18 protein-coding genes and 1 pseudogene are annotated in these 18,854 nt (G+C 59.3%); 7 read left to right on the top strand and 12 right to left on the bottom strand.

What is annotated here, in order from left to right:
* Positions 1-70 precede the first annotated feature (70 nt).
* The 7 genes from QMX86_RS21910 to QMX86_RS21880 are packed head-to-tail and all read right to left on the bottom strand — an operon-like array spanning position 71 to position 8,406.
* On the bottom strand, positions 71-1,117 hold the full coding sequence (locus QMX86_RS21910; RefSeq protein ID WP_136493871.1) for an acyltransferase: 1,047 nt from the start codon (positions 1,115-1,117) through the stop codon (positions 71-73).
* 12 nt (positions 1,118-1,129) lie between these two features.
* The gene (locus QMX86_RS21905; RefSeq protein ID WP_016775461.1) at positions 1,130-2,233 is read right to left on the bottom strand and encodes a hypothetical protein; all 1,104 of its coding nucleotides are present in this window, start codon (positions 2,231-2,233) and stop codon (positions 1,130-1,132) included.
* Positions 2,224-3,456, bottom strand: coding sequence for an oligosaccharide flippase family protein (locus tag QMX86_RS21900; RefSeq protein ID WP_348776298.1), 1,233 nt, complete (start codon positions 3,454-3,456; stop codon positions 2,224-2,226). The genes QMX86_RS21905 and QMX86_RS21900 overlap by 10 nt, the downstream gene beginning before the upstream one ends.
* The gene (locus QMX86_RS21895; RefSeq protein WP_122508325.1) at positions 3,453-4,565 is read right to left on the bottom strand and encodes a polysaccharide pyruvyl transferase family protein; all 1,113 of its coding nucleotides are present in this window, start codon (positions 4,563-4,565) and stop codon (positions 3,453-3,455) included. The genes QMX86_RS21900 and QMX86_RS21895 overlap by 4 nt, the downstream gene beginning before the upstream one ends.
* Positions 4,566-4,580: 15 nt before the next feature.
* Positions 4,581-5,663 carry a glycosyltransferase gene (locus QMX86_RS21890; RefSeq protein ID WP_122603757.1) on the bottom strand — a complete coding sequence of 361 codons (1,083 nt, stop codon included), beginning with the start codon at positions 5,661-5,663 and terminating at the stop codon, positions 4,581-4,583.
* A 40-nt stretch (positions 5,664-5,703) separates the two neighbouring features.
* On the bottom strand, positions 5,704-7,926 hold the full coding sequence (locus tag QMX86_RS21885) for a polysaccharide biosynthesis tyrosine autokinase (RefSeq protein WP_282386158.1): 2,223 nt from the start codon (positions 7,924-7,926) through the stop codon (positions 5,704-5,706).
* A 39-nt stretch (positions 7,927-7,965) separates the two neighbouring features.
* On the bottom strand, positions 7,966-8,406 hold the full coding sequence (locus QMX86_RS21880; protein ID WP_073471426.1) for a low molecular weight protein-tyrosine-phosphatase: 441 nt from the start codon (positions 8,404-8,406) through the stop codon (positions 7,966-7,968).
* A gap of 289 nt (positions 8,407-8,695) precedes the next feature.
* Here QMX86_RS21880 and QMX86_RS21875 point away from each other — a divergent pair, with 289 nt between their 5' ends.
* Both QMX86_RS21875 and tal read left to right on the top strand, forming a co-directional pair.
* The gene (locus QMX86_RS21875; protein WP_282386161.1) at positions 8,696-9,652 is read left to right on the top strand and encodes a cellulase family glycosylhydrolase; all 957 of its coding nucleotides are present in this window, start codon (positions 8,696-8,698) and stop codon (positions 9,650-9,652) included.
* A 202-nt stretch (positions 9,653-9,854) separates the two neighbouring features.
* Entirely contained in the window at positions 9,855-10,781 is a 927-nt protein-coding gene (gene tal / locus QMX86_RS21870) for a transaldolase (protein WP_016775468.1), read from the top strand.
* A 215-nt stretch (positions 10,782-10,996) separates the two neighbouring features.
* Here tal and rssC read toward each other — a convergent pair whose 3' ends face one another.
* The 3 genes from rssC to QMX86_RS21855 all read right to left on the bottom strand — a co-directional run bounded on the left by rssC (position 10,997) and on the right by QMX86_RS21855 (position 13,694).
* Complete coding sequence (gene rssC / locus QMX86_RS21865; protein ID WP_110646768.1) at positions 10,997-11,479, bottom strand: anti-sigma factor antagonist RssC; 483 nt, start codon at positions 11,477-11,479, stop codon at positions 10,997-10,999.
* Positions 11,479-12,660, bottom strand: coding sequence for a two-component system response regulator RssB (gene rssB / locus QMX86_RS21860; protein ID WP_016775469.1), 1,182 nt, complete (start codon positions 12,658-12,660; stop codon positions 11,479-11,481). The genes rssC and rssB overlap by 1 nt, the downstream gene beginning before the upstream one ends.
* Before the next feature lie 344 nt (positions 12,661-13,004).
* On the bottom strand, positions 13,005-13,694 hold the full coding sequence (locus tag QMX86_RS21855) for a VacJ family lipoprotein (RefSeq protein WP_016775470.1): 690 nt from the start codon (positions 13,692-13,694) through the stop codon (positions 13,005-13,007).
* 199 nt (positions 13,695-13,893) lie between these two features.
* Between QMX86_RS21855 and QMX86_RS21850 the strand changes: the two genes are divergently transcribed.
* The 3 genes and pseudogenes from QMX86_RS21850 to QMX86_RS28360 all read left to right on the top strand — a co-directional run.
* Entirely contained in the window at positions 13,894-14,514 is a 621-nt protein-coding gene (locus QMX86_RS21850; RefSeq protein WP_071173046.1) for a phosphatase, read from the top strand.
* Between the two features lie 108 nt (positions 14,515-14,622).
* The gene (locus tag QMX86_RS21845) at positions 14,623-14,886 is read left to right on the top strand and encodes a DUF4404 family protein (RefSeq protein ID WP_016775472.1); all 264 of its coding nucleotides are present in this window, start codon (positions 14,623-14,625) and stop codon (positions 14,884-14,886) included.
* A 56-nt stretch (positions 14,887-14,942) separates the two neighbouring features.
* A pseudogene (locus tag QMX86_RS28360) lies at positions 14,943-15,047 on the top strand (metal ABC transporter ATP-binding protein); the annotation flags it as partial.
* A gap of 26 nt (positions 15,048-15,073) precedes the next feature.
* Here the strand turns inward: QMX86_RS28360 and queF are convergent.
* Positions 15,074-15,904: an NADPH-dependent 7-cyano-7-deazaguanine reductase QueF gene (queF, locus tag QMX86_RS21840; protein WP_122880639.1), complete on the bottom strand. Its 831-nt coding sequence runs from the start codon at positions 15,902-15,904 to the stop codon at positions 15,074-15,076.
* A gap of 61 nt (positions 15,905-15,965) precedes the next feature.
* Positions 15,966-16,499, bottom strand: a complete 534-nt coding sequence (locus tag QMX86_RS21835; RefSeq protein WP_282387688.1) for a cupredoxin family protein — start codon at positions 16,497-16,499, stop codon at positions 15,966-15,968.
* A 166-nt stretch (positions 16,500-16,665) separates the two neighbouring features.
* Between QMX86_RS21835 and QMX86_RS21830 the strand changes: the two genes are divergently transcribed.
* Positions 16,666-17,346, top strand: a complete 681-nt coding sequence (locus QMX86_RS21830) for a heavy metal response regulator transcription factor (protein WP_071173049.1) — start codon at positions 16,666-16,668, stop codon at positions 17,344-17,346.
* The gene (locus QMX86_RS21825) at positions 17,346-18,695 is read left to right on the top strand and encodes a heavy metal sensor histidine kinase (protein ID WP_282387687.1); all 1,350 of its coding nucleotides are present in this window, start codon (positions 17,346-17,348) and stop codon (positions 18,693-18,695) included. The genes QMX86_RS21830 and QMX86_RS21825 overlap by 1 nt, the downstream gene beginning before the upstream one ends.
* The last annotated feature ends 159 nt before the right edge of the window (positions 18,696-18,854 follow it).

The raw sequence follows: 18,854 nt of genomic DNA, 5'->3' as shown, positions 1-18,854 counted from the left end.
GGCTCGCTCCCACAAAAGACCATGTGCAATTCACACAACCTCTGTGGGAGCGAGCCTGCTCGCGAAGCTTTCAGCTGTTCTGCGTCTGCACCACCGGAGCGACAATCACCGGCGCTTTCTTCTTCGCCGCCCGCTCGCCAAGGAACAGCACCGAGGTGAAATTGAACCGGCTGAACACCATCGCCAACAGCACCGGCCCGAGCAATCCACAACTCAGACCACCGAGCACCAGCAAACTCTCATCCTTTACGCCCAGGCGCCCGAGGACAAACCGCGAGGTCGCTGCGAACAGCACATGGAAAAGGAAAATCGCATAGGAATATCCGCCGAGCCAGGTCAGCGCTTTCGAGCGCATGTCACTCGACAGCAACGCGATGCAAGACACACAACCCACCGTCAAGCCAATCAGGCTGCGGCGATCGACAATCAGCTCACGATCAATCGCCGCGACGTACAGCAGCGTCAGTGAAATCAGCACAAACAGCAGCGGCCCGATCACTTTGAAACGCTGCTTCAAAACATCGACATTTTCCTGACCGATCATCCCCGCAACAAAAAACGGCAGCAGGTAAATCGCACCGTTGATACCGAACGCATCCAGCGGCAACGGCGGCAGCAGGAACAACACCGCCGCAAATGCAAACAAGCCATACAGCCGCGTCGCCGAACGCAGCAGGCCGCGCCATTCCAGCAGGCCGACGAAGATGAAAATGCTGAACACCGCCTGCAGGAACCAGAAGTGGTTGATCGGCACCCAGAACGACAACAACGCGTCGATCACGCCGACGTCCTTGTTCACCCCCGGCCCCACCGCTTGCAGCACCGAGAACGGCACGCCGACACAGAACAGCGGCACGATCAACCGGCGCACCTTGCCGACGAAGAAGGCGGAAAAGTCATTGCCGCGAATCTTGTAGATCGAATAGATGTAGCCGGAGATGAACGTGAACAGCGGCATGCGCACGTACACCATCGAGTCGGCGATGACCCGGAACGGCGAGCCGATGTCGATCTTCAAGCCGCCGCCCAGCGGGCCGATGACGTGATAGAGAACCAGCAGCAGGCACGCCAGGCCGCGCAGGGTTTCGATCTCCAGGGATTTTTTCTTGCTCGACATAGAGCACCTGCCTTAAGTGAGAATTCTTGATTCGACCTGCACCGGTTTGTTCGCGCGCAGCATCAAGCCCAGGCCGACGAACAACACCGGCACGACCATCGAGAAGTGGCGGGCGAAGGAGCCGAAGTCCGGCTCGAACAAGCCTTGCACCAACAGAAACGCCAGCGGAATCGCGATCAGTTCCTTGGGTTTGGTCTGGATCGGCGCGCCCTTGTAGTCGGTCGAAGTGATGACTTTGAACAGCAGCAGCGCGGTCATGATCATCAGCGCAACGAAGATCACCTGCCCCGGCCCGGACAGCAGAATCAGCTCAACCGGGAACGACAGGCGGAAGAAAATGATCATCGAATCCAGTGCCTGGGAAACGAAGTCACTGCCGCTGAGCCACGAGACGATCAGCGACTTCGAGCCTTCCTCGCCCGCCGTGCGCAGCTCGTTGTTGCTCGCCCGGATCGATGACACCGGAAAGCCCAGCGCCAGCTGAATGGCCATGGCCACCGCCAGATAAAACAGGAACAGCATCAGAAAGAAGGTGAAGCGCGAGACGTACTTTTTCATCACGCAGACGCCGACCCACGACAGCGAAAACAGAATCCAGTACGGCCGGATCAACACGCCGTAAATCACCGCCGAAAGAAAAAAACCGCCGCGATATTTGCGCGTCAATGCGCTGAGCAGAATGCTCAACACCGCCACCGACACGATGATTTCCTTGGTCAGGTTCTCGAGGAAAAACGAGCGCACGATGCCCCAAAGGCACAGGGTGCCGAAAATGGTCAGCGGCATGCGCCGAAACACCACCACCGGAATTGCGGTGAGGAAGAAATTGCAGAACATGCCGTAGGCCCAGGCATTGGTCAGGTTGATCCCTGTGGGCCGCAGCAGGAACGCCGAACATTCGTAGGACGAGCGATCCGGTGAGAACGGATTCCAGAAATTGCAGTTGTCGGCACGCGCATACGACGACCACAAGGTCATCGCATCCGGCCCCGGATCACGCGGCACTAGCAACGGCATTGCCACTGACAGAAACAGCCCGGTGAACAGGATCAGAAAGGAAATCGACGAATCGAATTTGCGCCCACGAAACTCGATGCGCGGCAATTTCAGGCCCATGACAGCGCAGCCTTCTTTGCGCCGGTCACACGGGTCAACACGGCAATCACACTGAGCTGCACGACGATGGCGAAAACGTTGCCCCACGCCGCGCCGTAGATCGAGTAATGCTTGATCAGCACATAGCTGACCGGCACTGAAATCAGCAGGCAGAGCGCCGCGCTGGCCAGCGACACCCGGCTGTTTTTCGAGGCAATCAAACCGCCCCAGACAATGTCGCCAATCGCCCGCAAAGCGAAGGAAAAGATCAGCACCGCGAGTAGCGCGTTATCGGGACGCGGCACGCTGCTGGCGACGTAATCGAGCAGCACATTGAAAAACACATAGATCGCCACGGCCACAACGGCGGAGACCACTAGCGAGCGCATCACCCATTTGTTGACGAACAGTTGCTTGACCGTGAATGCCTGCTGATCGGCCTGGAAACGCTTGGCCAGCACCGGAATGCCGACCACCGCCACCACCGCATACGACAACGCCTGCAAAGTGTTCGCCGCCGACCACGCGTACACATATTTACCGAGGCTGGCGTAGGGCTCCAGGTCGATGATCAGAAAGCGCTCGGCGTACTGACTCAGGGCGATCAGACCGGTGCCGAGATAGAACGGCAACCCGGCCTTCCACACCGTCGCGGTATCCAGCGGCGCGGCTTCGCGGCCCTTGTGCACGTTCACCACGATCCAATAACCGGCGACGATCACCAGCACGTTGGCGGCGACCCACAGCCACAACACACTGGCGATGCCCGCGACCCAGCCGAGCACCATGCCGCCCACCGCCAACACCGCCCACAGGCCAGTCTTGATGAAGAACAGCAGAGCTCCGGCGGTGGCTCTCTGGGCGGAAAACACGAAGGAATTGATTTCGAACGACAGGTGCTCGGTGAGCAACACCAGGATCACGCACAGGATCAACGTGGCGGTCGCTTCCACCGACTGAAACAGCGAATAGACCAGCACGGTCAGCACCGACAACAACAGCCCCACCGCCAGATACAGCAGCAAAACCTTGTCGACCACCCGCCGCGAACTGCCGCCGACGCTGATCAGCCGGTTGATTTCGGAACTGAAGCCGACGCTGTAGAACTTCGAAGCGATCAGCGACGCCGCGACCACCACACCGTAAAAACCCAGCGCCTCGTAACCGAGGTAATGGGTGATGGCCAACACCAGCAAGAACTTCGCGCCCAAGGCTCCGCCGCGAAGCAACAGCCGAAATATCATCGAACGACACCCTTGATGATTTCGTCCATGGCCACGGTTTTCGCTTCGATCTCGCGGCAAGTGTCGGTCAGGCGCTTGCCGAAATCCGCCAAGGCATTGGGCGCGTAAACGGTGTTGATGATGGTGTCGACGTCGATATCGCCGCCGTTGATCACCCAGTCCTCGACGCCCATGTCCTGATAGGCGCCAAAGCCTTTGCGCTCGTAGCTGATGTGATACGCCGGCACGCCGGAGAGCAGCGATTCGATGGCGCCGTGCAGACGCACCGAGATCACCAGGTCCGGTTGGTATTTGGCGATGGTTGCCTTCAGCGACAGCAGATCTTCGTTGATGCCCAGCTCGCGGTAGAACGCGCTGTCATCGTTGCCACGTACGGCGCTTTGCACGGCGCAGACCACTTTGCTTTTGTTCTTCAGACGCTGCAGCAGCAGTTTCAGATTGGCCACGTAAGCGACCTTCTTCTCTTTGCTCCACTCCGGCGGCTTGCGCAGCACCACGCACACCGTCGCCGGCGAGGCGGCGCAGCGGGTGAATTTCGGTTGCTGCAGAATCTTGCTCGCCAGCGACTGCACCGCCAGATCCGGCGCGCGGTAGACGTTTTCGCAAGCATCAAAGATGGCCGAGGAACGGTTGTCCCGCACGAACACCGCATCGGCGCTGGCGTAGTGTTCAACGATCTTGCTGCTCTCACCGTGGAACGGGCCGATGCTCTGCGGCAGGTAAACCGACGGCACTTTGCTGAGAATCGCGGTTTCCAGTTGCTTGGCATGGCCGAGCTTCAGCTTGATGTGCTCGAAGGCGCTTTTCGAACGCATGTAACCGCCGCCAACGCCGACGATCAGATCGGTCTTCTTCAGCAGATCGGCGAGCCCGGCGTAGGACTGATTGAGAAACACCGCTTGCTTGACCCGGCCCAGACCTTTGGCCGCCATCACCGGCGCATCGAAACGCGGGTGCGGCAGATAGTTGAACGACTCAGGGTCGGACGCCACGACACTGATTGCGGTGTCTTCGCCGAAGTTACGCTGCACCAGAGCAATGGCCAGATCGACGAGCAGACCGTCACCGGAGTTGGACGCACTGTAGCCATGCAAAATCGTTACGTTCATAAGCTTGAGTTCTACTTAATAAGTGGGAGCGTGATACAGGTCGTAGGTCTGGCGGATCATCAACGCGGCGCTGAAACGTTCGCGGACAATGCTCCGGCCTTCGTTGCCGAGGTCGAGCAGGCGCGGCTTCTGGATGATCGTCAACACGTCGGCCAGCGCCTGGTGATCGCCGGAGGGGAAGACGTAGCCGGATACTTCGTTGGTGACCAGTTCCGGCAGTGAAGTGCAGTTGCTGGCAATCACCGGCAGCCCCATGGCCATGCCTTCCAGCGGCACCATGGCAAAGCCTTCCCAGCGACTCGGCACGATCAGCGCATCGGCTTTCTGATACAGCGCCTGCACTTCACTCGGCGTCACCCACGGCAGGTACTCGACCGAATCCATCGGTGGGCACTCGACCGAGTCCTCGTTGACCGCACTGCCAACCACCGTCAGTTTGAGGTCGTTGCGATTGACCTTGGCGTAGGCCTTGAGCAGCACGTCGAAGCCTTTCTGGTAATCCAGACGCCCGACGAACAGCAGATGAATCGGCTCGGCGCCAGCGCTTTTCGGTGCGTCGTCCTTATGGTGAATGCCGTTGTAGATCAGCTTCATGCGCTTGCGCTCGATGCCGAAACGCGCGGCTTTATCCAGCTCGTACTGGCTGACGCAGATGATCACATCGGTGACTTTCTGCAGCACCCGCTCGATCCACGCATAGACCTTCTGCTTGGTCGGCGAGCTTTCCATCAGGAACGAAAACGCATGCGGGCAGTAGACGATTTTCGGCTTGCGCCATGGTCGCAACAGCACGCACACAACACGGCCGATCACCCCGGAAAAGGTGCTGTGCAAATGCACCACGTCGGGTTTTTCCTTGAGCAGCACCTGGCTCAGACGCCAGGCGAAACGCAGCAGCGACGGCACGTTACGGCCACTGCGTGGAAAGGTGCGCACCTGCTGCGGGGCGATGCCGTGCAGCTCCCTGGCCTGATCCTCGGGTACCAGATAGACCAGTTGATAATTCGCTGCGTCATCTTCGGGGGATGCCGAGATCGTGCGGATCACCGTCGCCACGCCACCTTTGATCGTCTCTGCCACGTGCAGTATTTTTTTCACAACTCACCCACTTCAAACAGGAAAGAACAATCGGCAACCATCAGGATTTGTCGGACGCGTATTCGTAGTTGTAATAGCCAGTGCCGCCGTAATAGCTGGCCGCACGCTTCTCGACGCCGTTGAACACCGCGCCTTTCAACTCGATGCCGTTCTGGGCGAAGCGGCGAATGGTCAGTTCGATCTCTTTGGCCGGGTTCACCCCGAAGCGGGTGACGATCAGACTGATGCCGGCCTCGCGACCGACGATGGCGGCATCGGTCACTGCCAACAGCGGCGGCGTGTCGATGATCACCAGGTCGTAGCGCTCGCTGAGTTCTGCCAGCAGTTCGCGGAAGTTGGCGTGCATCAGCAGCTCGGAAGGATTGGGCGGCACTTGCCCCCGGCTGATGAAATGCAGGTTGTCGACTTCGACTTTGTTGATCGCCTGTTCAAGGGTGCAGCGCTTGACCAGCAGGTCGGACAGCCCGTTACTGATCGGCGTGTTGAGGGTTTTGTGCAGATGCCCTTTGCGCATGTCGGCATCGATCAGCACCACGCGCTGGCCGCTCAGGGCCATGACCGCCGCAAGGTTGGACGAAACAAAGGTCTTGCCGACCTGCGGGCTTGGCCCGGAAATCATGATGCGGTTGTTGGTCGAATCGAGCCCGGCAAAATGCAGGCAGGTGCGCAGGCTGCGGATCGATTCGATCGACAGATCGGTCGGGTTGCGCAGCGCCAGCAGGTACGCAGGCTTGTCGACGCCGTCGCGGGCGCGGCCCTTTTTGTTGTCCTCTTCTTCCTGCAAGGCGCTGTAGGGAATCGACGCATAAACCGGCAGGCCCAACTGCTCGATGCCCTCCGGGCCTTCAAGGCCTCGGCTGAGGGATTTGCGCAGCAGCACCAGGGCCACGCCGACAAACGCGCCGAGCAATGTCGCGATCAGCACGATCAGTGGTTTTTTGGGTTTGATCGGATTGGTCAGGTCGACATCGGCAGTGTCGATCAGGCGCACGTTGCCGACGGCCCCGGCGCGGACGATGTCGAGTTCTTGGGATTTGTTCAGCAACTGCGTGTAGATCTGCGAAGCCACCTCGACGTCGCGGGTCAGGTTGAGCAATTCCTGCTGGGTGGCCGGCAAGTCCTGAACCTTGCCTTCGAGGGATTTCTGCTGCTGGGTCAGCTCGCCGATCTGCGTCATCAAGGCGCGATAGGCCGGGTGCTGTTTGGTGAACTTGCGATCAAGTTCGGCCTGCTGCATTTTCAGCTCGGAGATGCGCGTTTCCAGCGCCACCGACTGACCCAGCACCGACTGGGTTTCCAGCGAGATGTTCACGGTCTTGCCGTGGGTCTGGTAGGCATTCAAGGCGTCGCTGGCCTTGGCCAGATCACGCTTGACCTGGGGCAACTGGCTTTGCAGAAATGCGAGGCTCTGCGCGGCTTCCGCCGAAGTGCGCCGTACGTTTTGCTCGACGTAGAGCGAGGCGATCTTGTTGAGGATCTTCACCGCCTCGGCCGCGTCCGAGCTGGCCAGCGCCAGACGAATGATCCCCGACTCTTTGCCCTGTTCGGAGATATCCAGCGCGTCCTGATAGCCCTGGATAGTCACGATGCGTGGATTGCGCACCACCTGAAAACGCGTGCCGGGGTTGGCCGACAAGTGCGCGATCTGCCCTTCTACACCGTCATTGGCAAACGCTTCGCCGGCGACGCCTTCGGCGAGCAGATTGTCGTTTTCATCGAACAGCTCAAAGCGCTGCTGCTCGCCGGCGATCAGGGTGAGTTTCTTGCCGAGCAAATCTTTCGGCAATTGCAGCCGAGTGAATTCCAGACGTTCGCCGCCCCAGGCATAACTGTTCAAACCGAAACGCGGCGGCGCGACGCTGGTCTCGCTGTCTCCGCGATAACGCCGCGAAAGAAAGCCGCCGATCAACGGGAACGTGTTGGGGGTGACGTCGATATCCAGGCGCAGGTCGTCAACGGTTTTGCCGATCACCGCGCGGGATTTGATGATGCCGATTTCGGTCACCGACGGCGATTGCCCGCCGAGCATGCTGTTGAGGTCGGAGAAACCGAGCATGTCGTTCTTTTTCGGTTCGACCTGCACCAGCGCGTTCGCCAGGTACACGGGCGTTGCCAGAACCGCATAGGCGACGCCGGTGACCATGAAGGCACCGGTCAGCGCGCCGATCAGCCACTTCTGGTCGATCAGGCTGCCGAAGATGCCGAGCAGATCAATACTGTCTTGATCATTGTCGCGGGTGCCGATTACGGACGGTAACTGCATAAGTCTGTTCTTACCATTTACTGTTCTGAAGAATATTCATCAATGCCCGAGACGCTTCGCCCATGAACTAACAGCATCTTCAATCAATGCGTGGGCATGAATAAACGCGGCTTTGCCTTGACGATACGGATCATGTATTTCGCGCTCGCTCTGCCATTTACCGAGCAGAAACACTTTGCCTCGGGCGTGCGAGGCAATCTTCAGCACTTGATTGACGTGGGCTTTTTCCATGACCAGGATCAGGTCCGAGTCATTGACGATGTCCGAGGTCAGTTGCCGCGCCTTGAAAGCCTCCGCGCAATGCCCGTGCTCTTCGAGAACCTGGCGCGCCGAGGCTTCCACGCCCTCGCCCACGCGGGCGGACAGGCCGGCTGAGGACACGGTGATAGCGGACTGGCCCAGCGCGTTGCGCAGCAGCAGTTCAGCCGTCGGACTTCGGCATATATTGCCCACGCAGACAACGAGGATCTTTTTGAACAAGTCTTGCTTTCCTGTGTAATATCAAACAGCCAACATGCCGTGAAAGTTAATGAACCCTCACGACTTTCCTGCACTCAGAAATAGCTTCGCCCTGTTAGTACAGGAACATTAAGTACCACAGCGTTTTAATCCGCCCCAACCACAATTAGCGGACTAAAAATAACTGTGATTTTCAGTTGCTGTTTTCCTGACAAAAAATAACATTCGCGCACTTAGTGCCATCACCGTTATCGGAAATTGAGTAACGGGACAAATATTCGTAGTTGTCATTCTCTTCAGGAGAGCAGACATGAAAACAGCACAGCGCAATAAACTCGCCGCCCTCGCCCTGATGGCGCTCGGCGCCACCAGCCAGGTTCACGCCAGTGAGCTGTTCCCCAACCTTCCAGCAAAAACCATCGGCGTGCAGGTGAAAATCCAGAGCTTCACCGCCGCCGATGCCGCACAAATCAAGGCCGCCGGCTTCAGCTTTGTGCGCTTCGGTGTGTGGAGCGACAGCCTCACCGCCAAGACGTATCAGAAACAGGTCAGCGACGCCTTCGCCGCCGCCGCTTCCGCCGGCCTGCCGGTGCTGCTGACGGTGCGCGCGATCAAGGCATTGCCGGCCACGTCGCCCGAGGAGCTGAACGCCGCCGGCAGTAAGTTCGCCAACACCGTGACCGGGCTGGAAAAATCCTGGAGTTCGCAATTGGTGGCGATCGAAATCTGGAACGAGCCGGACCTGGAAACCTATTGGCCGACGCGCAATTTCGATACCACCTTCGTGCCGTTCATGGCCGGCATGTGCAAGGCCTTCGAAGGTCAGCCGCAGACGACGCCACGGGTCGGTTTCGGCTTCGCCCGGCCGCCAAGCGCGGGCTCGGCGTCGACGGTGGCGATGAAAAGTATCGTCAGCGATTACCCCAAGTGCCTGAACGCCGTGTCCTATCACCCTTACGGGATGACCGCCACGCAGATCAGCAACGCACAGACCTTCATCCAGCAGAACTTCAATCTGCCGGGGGTCATCAGTGAATGGGGGGTTTCGGCCCTCGCCTCCAACGGTGGTCCTGAGGGGCAAGCGACCAAGATCAACGCGTTTATTACCGACGTTAAACGCCTGAGTATTCCCCTGACCTCTATCTATGAATGGCGGAACAGTGATTCCGGCAGCAACGATCGCGAGAAGAACTTCGGCTTTCTCACCTCTGACGGCCAGCCAAAACCGGCGCGCTTGTCGGTAGAAGGTCTGTTGAACGCTGAGTAGGCATTGGGCAACCGGTCTGTTCACAGGTCGGTTGCTTTGAACCTGTGGGCTGTTTTGGCATCGTATTCAGCGACACCGCGCCCCACCTTTCAAACAATCGTTTTCAGGTTGTTGCCGCAGGGGCCATCGATCCACGAATGCACCCTTGAGTGCCCGTCAGCGCTCGGGTAATGTCTTCAGACCCATAGGATAGAGCACGCCCATGACTTCCAAGCTGGAACAACTCAAACAGTTCACCACCGTGGTTGCCGACACCGGCGACTTCGAAGCGATCGCCCGAGTCAAACCGACCGATGCCACCACCAACCCTTCCCTGCTGCTCAAGGCTTCGGCCATTCACGGTTACGCCGAACTGCTGAACGATTGCGTTCGCGACTGCAAGGGCGATGTCGGCCTGGCCAGCGACCGTTTCGGCGTCGCAGTGGGCAAGGAAATTCTCAACGTGGTTCCGGGCCGCATCTCCACCGAAGTCGATGCGCGCCTGTCCTTCGACCAGGATGCGATCCTCAAGCGTGCGCATCGTCTGATCGAGCTGTACGACAAGGCCGGCGTTGGCCGCGACCGCGTGCTGATCAAGATCGCCTCGACCTGGGAAGGCATCCGCGCCGCCGAGATCCTCGAGAAGGAAGGCATCCAGACCAACCTGACCCTGCTGTTCTCCTTCGCCCAGGCCGCCGCCTGCGCCGACGCCGGGGTGTTCCTGATTTCGCCGTTCGTGGGCCGTATCTACGACTGGTACAAGAAGGCCAACGGCAACGACTACACCGGCGCCGATGATCCTGGCGTACAGTCGGTGACGCGCATCTACAACTACTACAAGGCCAACGACTACAAGACCGTGGTCATGGGCGCGAGCTTCCGTAACATCAACCAGATCGAACAACTGGCTGGCTGTGATCGCCTGACCATCAGCCCGGAACTGCTGGAGAAGCTGGCCGCCGATACCGGCAAGCTGGAACGCAAACTGGCACCGGGCAATGCCGGTGAAGCGCGTCTGAGCCTCAACGAAGCGCAATTCCGCTGGTTGTCCAACGAAGACGCGATGGCCACCGAGAAACTGGCCGAAGGCATCCGTCAGTTCGCCCGCGACCAGGAAAAGCTGGAAGCGTTGCTCCAGGCCAAGCTGTGATTTGAGTTTGTAAAATGCAAAAAGGGCGAACCTGTGAGGGTTCGCCCTTTTTCATTTTGCCTGCACTGATAAATGTATCGACCGACCCGACGCCATCGCGGGCAAGCCCGCTCCCACAGGGTATGTGGAGAACCTAAGTTTGAGGTTTCACGCGACCATTGTGGGAGCGAGCTTGCTCGCGAAGAGGCCAGCCCAGACACCATCAATTCACGAGATCAGTGTCTTTCCAGGGCATTGACCAGATCATGAAACGCTTCACGATTGGAATCGTTCAGGCCCATGAGAATCTTGTGCGCTTCCAGCACCTTGATTCGCACCGCGTCTTCGGATTGGTCCTGATCCGGCAGGTCGTCCAGGCACTCCGGGCACGGCACCGGGTGGTTGACGATGTTGAACACCTGCTCGAAGCCCATCGATTGCAGCAGACGGGTGATGTCTTCGTGGGTGGTGACAACCGTCGGCAACAGGCCGACCTTCTTCCGCGACATGATCGACAGTTTGGCCAGCAGGCCCAAGGTGGTGCTGTCGATGCTGCGGGTTTCGGTCAAATCGATCACGATCGCGTTGAAATTCGTCGCGGTGAAGATTTTCTCAATAGTCGCATCCAACGCCGAACACAGGGTCAGGCGGACTTCACCGACGAACTTCAGGACGAAGGTGCCGTCCTGCTCGGCGAACTGGATTCTACCGGTACTCATTAAAGATTCCTGCTCAACACCAACAGGGCGATATCATCCGGCATCTCCCCTAGCGTGGCCAAACCAAACACTTGCCGCAGACCATCCAGGCTGCCGCCCGCTGACTTCACCCGTTCGGGCAAAGCAGCCTCTTTTTCTTTGAGCGTTGCTTCCGGCAAAAGGTCCAGAATGCCATCAGACATCAGCGTCAGGCTGAACGTCGGCGGCAGCTCAAGCACGTGGTCTTCGTAGGTGGCTTCATTGAAAAGCCCCACCGGCAGGCCACGGCCTTCGAGATAACGAACACTGTCAGGCGTGTACAACACAGGCAAAGGCAGATGGCCGCCAATGCTATAGGTCAACAAACCGGTCTCCTCGTCGATGACTCCACCGACCATTGTGACGTGTTTACCCAGCTTACAACTGATCAGCCCCCGGTTGATATGACCGAGCACTTCCGAAGGCTTGAACTCCGGCAAGGTACCGCTGCGTTTCGATTCGAAGAGCAAACGCGTGGTCATGAACTTCAGCAGCACGGTGACGAAGGCTGATGACGCGCCATGCCCGGAAACATCCGCCAGATAAAACGCGACCCGGCGCTCGTCAACGCGGAAATAGTCGACAAAATCACCCGACAGGTACAGCGACGGGATGATCTGATGGGCAAAATTGAATTCGTCAATGCTCCACGGGCTTTCCGGCAGCATGTTCATCTGCACCTGGCGACCGGCGTTCTGGTCTTCCTGGAGCAGGTTCAGGCTGGCTTCGAGCTCGCGGTTGGCCTTTTCCAGCTTCTCGCTGTAGCGCTGGTTTTCCACCAGCAGCCGCGCACGATCCAGGGCCCGGCGCACGGAGTGCTCGAGCACAGCCAGATCTTCGAGAGGCTTGATCAGGTAATCCGCCGCGCCCAGGCGCAGGGCCTCGACCGCGTCGTTCATCACCCCGGCACCCGAGACCACGATCACCGGCGTATCGGGTGAGCGCTCGGTGACCTGACGGATCAGTTCGAGACCGCCCATCTGCGGCATGCGCAGATCGCAGATGACCAGATCGGGCTCGTCTTGCTCGAATACCTGAAGACCCTGTTGACCGTTGCCGGCCTGCAGGACGCTGAAACCACTGTCTTCCAGATAGGCCGCGAGGCTCGCGCGCACTACCTCGTCATCATCGATTATCAGCAGCGTGGCACTGGTTTTTGGCATGTGGGCAAACGGCGCCAGAATTAGGTTGGCGTAGTGAGCGGGGCATCGGCCCTGCGCAGACTACTGGATTCGCTTTCTAGCCTCTCTGTTGCAGCGCTTTCAAGCATTCGCCTGGCGCGCGGTTTTAAACAGAGGTGCCCTTCTAAGGCGCAGACGGTACTCCCATCCGCAGAGCGTTTCAAGCATGCGCCGATTGTCGCTTGACGACTTTGTTTGTCAAATCACCGGGAGTTATAAGAACCGCTCCAACGGTAACCCGATGGAAGGTAGCGGCAGTCGCCGGTGACGCTCTGGCGCGGACAAAAAAGGCGACCCGAGGGTCGCCTTTCTGTCGCCGGTCGAAATCAGAAATCGTCTTCGACCTGACCGTCCTTCACCTTGAACTCGCGGTTCTGCAGGTAAGCATTGCGGATGAAGGTGTATTTGTCGCCGCTGATCAGCTTTTCGCTCGACAGCAGGCTGGCGCGGGTGTCGACGATGTTCAGGCCGAAGATCGAGTTACGTGTCGGCACGTGGTCGATGTAGCGGTACGCGCCGGTGAAGCTGTCGACGTATTTCGACGGTGCGTCACGCAGGGTGCTCGGCCCCATCAGCGGCAGCATCACGTACGGGCCGCTGCCCACGCCCCAGTAACCGAGGGTCTGACCGAAGTCTTCGTCGCTGCGGTTCAAGCCCATCTTGGTGCCGACGTCGAAGAAGCCGAGCAGACCGAAGGTGGTGTTGAAAATCAGTCGGGCGGTATCAACGCCCGCTGCAGCCGGTTTGGCCTGGAGGATGTTGTTCGCCAGGTTGGTCACGTCACCGACGTTGCGGAACATATTGTGAATGCCGTCTTCAACGAACTGCGGGGTGATGAACTCATAACCCTGGGCCAAAGGCTTCAGCGCGTAAGTGTCAACGAAGTCGTTGAACTGGAAAATCGGCCGGTTGACGCTTTCCCAAGGGTCTTCTTCGGTGGCCGCCTGGGTGGCGAACGGCGCCAGCAACAGGCTGGCACATACACTTAGCTGAGTGAGCGAAGGGCTCCAGCGCATAGAAAAACTCCTTGGATTCGATACTGGCGCGGTCCTCTCGGCCCGGGCATTAAGGCCGCTAGTATAAGCGTAAACGGCGATTTGGGCAGTGCGCCGCTGCAAGGATATGCAGGAAGTTTCCTACGCAGGCTTACACTCGGCTGTCATGCAACTGTCACCCCAGCGCCCTAGTCTTGAGCGTTATTTCAGGGACGTTGCCATGACTCACGCCGAAACCTTGCCCGTCGCCGCGCCCGGCCTGACTGCCGTGCTGTTCGGCCTGAGCGGTTGCCTGGTGGATTTCGGTGCCCGCGCCGCGCAAGAGTTCAACGCCCAGCCGGAACATGCCAAAACTACACCCGGCGCACTCGATAGCCTGAAAAGTTTGCAGCGCCAGGGAATTCCCTGCGCGTGGCTCGACGAATTGCCCCCTGCCCTCGCTCAGCCACTGGCCTCCTCGCTGCCAGACTGGATCAAACCGACGCAACATTCAGCAACAATGAATCCGTGGCCCGCCCCCAACGCCTGCTGGCAAGCGTTGATGGATCTGAACATCGACCGCCTCGACGGCTGCGTGCTGGTCAGTGGTGAGCCGCGCCTGTTACAGGCCGGTCTGAATGCCGGGTTATGGACGATTGGCCTGGCGTCCTGTGGCTCGCTATGCGGCCTGAGCCCGAGCGAGTGGCAGGCTTTGTCACAAAAGGAACGCGAAAAGTTGCGCGGCAAGGCAACCGTGCAATTGTTCGGCCTGGGCGTGCATTCGGTAATCGATCATCTCGGCGAACTGGACGCCTGCCTCGCCGACATCAGCCTGCGCCGCGCCAAAGGCGAAAAGCCCTGATCGGCGTCATGCAGGTTTACCAAGAGTGGATTAATCTAAAGGTCAGCCATAGACCTTTGGCGCGTGGCTGCGGTCAATGCCAGTGCCTATTGATAAAAGGAAACCACCATGCCCGCCCAAGAACTGCAAAAACAGCTCGATACCCTGCGCGAGCAGCTGGAACACAATCCACCGCTGTCGGAAGCCGAGCGTGAGGATCTGCATGCGCTGATGGCGCAGATCGAATCGGAAATCCAGCTGGAAACTGCCACCCAGGACGCGAGCATCGCCGACGGCGTGAACCTGGCGGTCGAGCGCTTCGAAGTCGAACACCCGGCGATCGCCGGCACCCTGCGCAATATCATGAATACGCTGGGCAGCATGGGCATCTGACGCCCCGCCGCACAAAAAAGCCCTGCCAGCGATGGCAGGGCTTTTTCATTTGCAAAATGTGCATGCAAGCCCTTGTGGGAGCGAGCCTGCTCGCGAAGGCGTCGTGTCAGTCGACATCATCGTCGAATGACACACCGCCTTCGCGAGCAGGCTCGCTCCCACATTGGATATCGCACATTCAGGATCTTTATTGACGTACGAGCCGGTGATTCGGCAGCTGCACCTCTTCAGTGCTGCGATACGGGTTGATATCCAGCCCACCCCGGCGTACATAGCGCGCAAACACCGTGAGTTTCTGCGGCTTCAACAACCGCTGCAGATCAAGAAAAATCCGCTCCACGCATTGTTCGTGGAAATCCGAATGCTGGCGGAAGCTGACGATGTACTCCAGCAGGCTGGCGTGATCCAGCGCGGCGCCGCGATATTCCACTACCACGCTGCCCCAGTCCGGCTGGCTGGTCACCGGGCAGTTGGATTTGAGCAGGTGGCTGTGCACGCTCTCTTCAACGATCCGCGAATCATCGCAACGCAGCAGCTCCGGACGCGGGTGTTCATAATTGCTCACGCTGATATCCAGATCGTCGATGCACACGCCCGGCAACGCCACCACGCCTTCAGCTTCGACGTCCTTCAGACTGCGAACCCGAACGCCCACCGGTTTACCGGCAGCGGCGGACAGATCCTTGACCAGCGTCGCTTGCAATGTCGCCACGTCGGCGAACGGGGTCTGGTTCAGCGAGTTGAGGTAAAGCTTGAACGACTTCGATTCGATGATGTTCGGCGAGTCCGCCGGGATGCTGAATTCAGCAATCGCCACCACCGGTTTGCCCGAGGGCAGCAGCCACGACAGCTCGAAGCAGTTCCAGAAATCCACGCCTTTATACGGCAGGGTTTCGGCGGTCAGGCCCAGCTCGGCCCATTTCGCGGTGCGCGGAATCGGGAACAGCAGGGACGGCGTGTAAGTGGCGATGTATTCGCTGGATTTGCCCAGCGGCGAATGTTCGGCTGCGGGATGCATGGCGGAAACCTGACTGAAGAATCAGCGGATTCTACCAGCCTTTGCCCGCGCCTTTGAGTGCTTACTGACTGACTGTCAGTTTGCCGACCATGCCGGCCTGATAATGCCCGGGGATATTGCAGGCAAACTCGAGCACCGTGGCCTTGCTGAAGGTCCAGGTCAACTCGGCGGTTTTGCCCGGCTCGACCAGCACGCTGTTGGGATCGTCATGCTGCATGCCATGGCCCATCGCCGCGTGATCCATGCCTGCCATGTCGTGGGACATTTCTTTCATGCCGGTAGGCGTAAGCATGCCGCTTTGCTGCATCTGCAACATTTCCTGCTGGTGACTGGCATGCATCGCCGCATCACCGAGGTTGAATTCGTGCAGTAACTGGCCTTTATTCACCAGCACAAAGCGAATGGTCTCACCGGCCTTGACCTGTATGGCTTTCGGGTCGAAGTTCATGTCGCCCATGACGATTTCGATACTGCGCGTGGCCTGGCTCGCCGCTGCCGGCTGGCCGAAGGCGAAGGTGTGCACCGGTGTCGCCCAGGCTGGCGTACTCAATGCCAGCAGACAGGCGGCTATTTTCAGGGAGGTGCGCAAAAACATGGTCGTACTCCAACAAGAGAAGGTTCAGCCTGTGGGAAACTCTAACCACCCAGGGCTGGCATCGACCTGACAGGCAGATTACAACTTTGTCAGCTTGGCGCTCATCGCCGGATCTCACGGTATAACGCCCTCGCCCTTCTAAATACCAACCCCGCCCGAGTCGCCCATGAAACTGTTGATCGTCGAAGACCAAGCGAAAACCGGCCAGTACCTGCGTCAGGGCCTGACCGAGGCCGGATTCAATACCGAACTGGTGGCCGACGGAATCAGCGGCCAGCAATTGGCCTTGAGCGGCGACTACGCGCTGTTGATCCTCGATGTAATGCTGCCCGGGCGCAGTGGCTGGCAGATTCTCCAAGCGGTGCGCAGCGCCGGCCTCGACACGCCGGTACTTTTTCTCACCGCCAAAGACGCGGTGGAAGACAGGGTTCACGGCCTCGAACTGGGCGCCGACGATTATCTGGTCAAGCCATTCGCCTTCTCCGAATTGCTCGCGCGGGTGCGCAGCCTGTTGCGGCGCGGTAGCGCGATCGCCCAGGAAACCAGCTTGCAACTGGCCGATCTGCGCCTGGATCTGATCCGCCGCCGGGTCGAACGCAGCGGCCAGCGCATCGACCTGACCGCCAAGGAATTCGCCCTGCTGGAAATGCTCCTGCGCCGTCAGGGTGAAGTCCTGCCCAAATCGCTGATCGCCTCGCAGGTCTGGGACATGAATTTCGACAGCGACACCAACGTCATCGAAGTGGCGATCCGCCGTTTGCGCCTGAAGATCGACGATGACTTCCCCAACAAGTTGATCCACACCGTGCGCGGCATGGGTTACGTGCTCGAAGAGCGTTCGCTGTGATGCGTCGTTGGTCCTTGAGCACGCGCCTGGCGCTGTTGTTTGCCGCCTGCACTGCGGTGGTCTCGCTGTTCGCCGGGGTACTGTTCGACCGCGCCAGCGAGGCGCACTTCATCGAACTCGATCAGCAACAACTGGAGACGAAACTGATCGGCCTGCGCCGCGCCTTGCAGGATCTCCAACCTGCCCAGCGCGAGGCGCGGCTGGCCGATGAACTCAGCCGTCAGGCCGATCTGTCGTTGCGCATCACCAGTGGCGACGGACAACACTGGTATGACAGCTCGGTGCAGATTCCGAAGAATCTGCCGCTGCAAACCGGCCTGTCGACCATCAGCCATGACGGCACCGATTACCGCGTGCTGCGCGCCCCGCTCTACCCGGACGCAGCGGATTCGCCACAACTGACGCTGCTGCTGGACATCACCCATCACCAGCATTTTCTTACGCGCATGCAGCATCTGATCTGGCTGACCGTCGGCCTGTCAGCGCTGGCTACCGCCCTGCTCGGGGCCTGGGCGGCGCGCAGCGGTCTGCGCCCGTTGCGGCGGATGAGCGCGGTGGCACGTGGGATTTCTGCGCAATCGCTGAATGCCCGCCTGCCTGAAGAGAAGATGCCACCAGAGCTTGCGGAAATGGCCTACAGCTTCAACGCCATGCTCGAACGCCTCGACGACTCGTTTCAGCGCCTCTCGGCGTTCTCCGCCGACATCGCCCATGAACTGCGCACACCGTTGTCGAATCTGCTGACCCACACCCAGGTCACCCTCACCCGCCCACGCGCACTGGAGGATTACCGCGAAGCGCTGCACAGCAACCTCGAAGAACTGCAATGGATGGCGCAACTGGTCAACGACATGCTCTACCTGGCCAAGGCTGACCACGGCTTGCTGATGCCCAAGCGCGAACCGCTGGAACTGGCGGATGAAGCTGACATGCTGCTGGAGTTTTTTGCGCCATTGGCGGAAGACGCCGGCGTGAGTTTGAGCCGTGAAGGCGAGGCGCGAATCGAAGGTGATCGCGGCATGTTGCGCCGGGCCTTGTCGAATCTGCTGGATAACGCGCTGCGGTTTACCCCGGCCGAGGGTTATGTGCGCTTGAGCATCGTCGACGAGGGGGAGATCGTACGCGTCTGCGTCGAAAACAGTGGCGAGGGGGTTTCAGCGCAATTACTGCCACGTCTGTTTGACCGCTTCTATCGAGCGGATCCGGCGCGGCAGGAAGGCAGCAGTGAGCATGCGGGGTTGGGTCTGGCGATTACTCAGTCGATCGTGCGGGCACATGGCGGGACGATTCATTGCGAATCGGAGGCGGGGTTTACGCGGTTTGTGATCCAGTTACCGAAGCAGAACTGAGGCCAGCAGGTCCGGCCCCTTCGCGAGCAGGCTCGCTCCCACAGGGAAATGCATTCCAACCGTGGGAGCGAGCCTGCTCGCGAAGGCGGTCTAAAGGTTACGAGTATCTCAGCGCATGCGCCAGTTCGATCTTCGCCGCCCGCCACGCCGGATACACCG

Source organism: Pseudomonas sp. PS01270 (genome assembly GCF_029959775.1).
Taxonomy (GTDB): Bacteria; Pseudomonadota; Gammaproteobacteria; order Pseudomonadales; family Pseudomonadaceae; genus Aquipseudomonas; species Aquipseudomonas atacamensis.
This window is presented reverse-complemented; position numbering and strand designations above follow the sequence as displayed.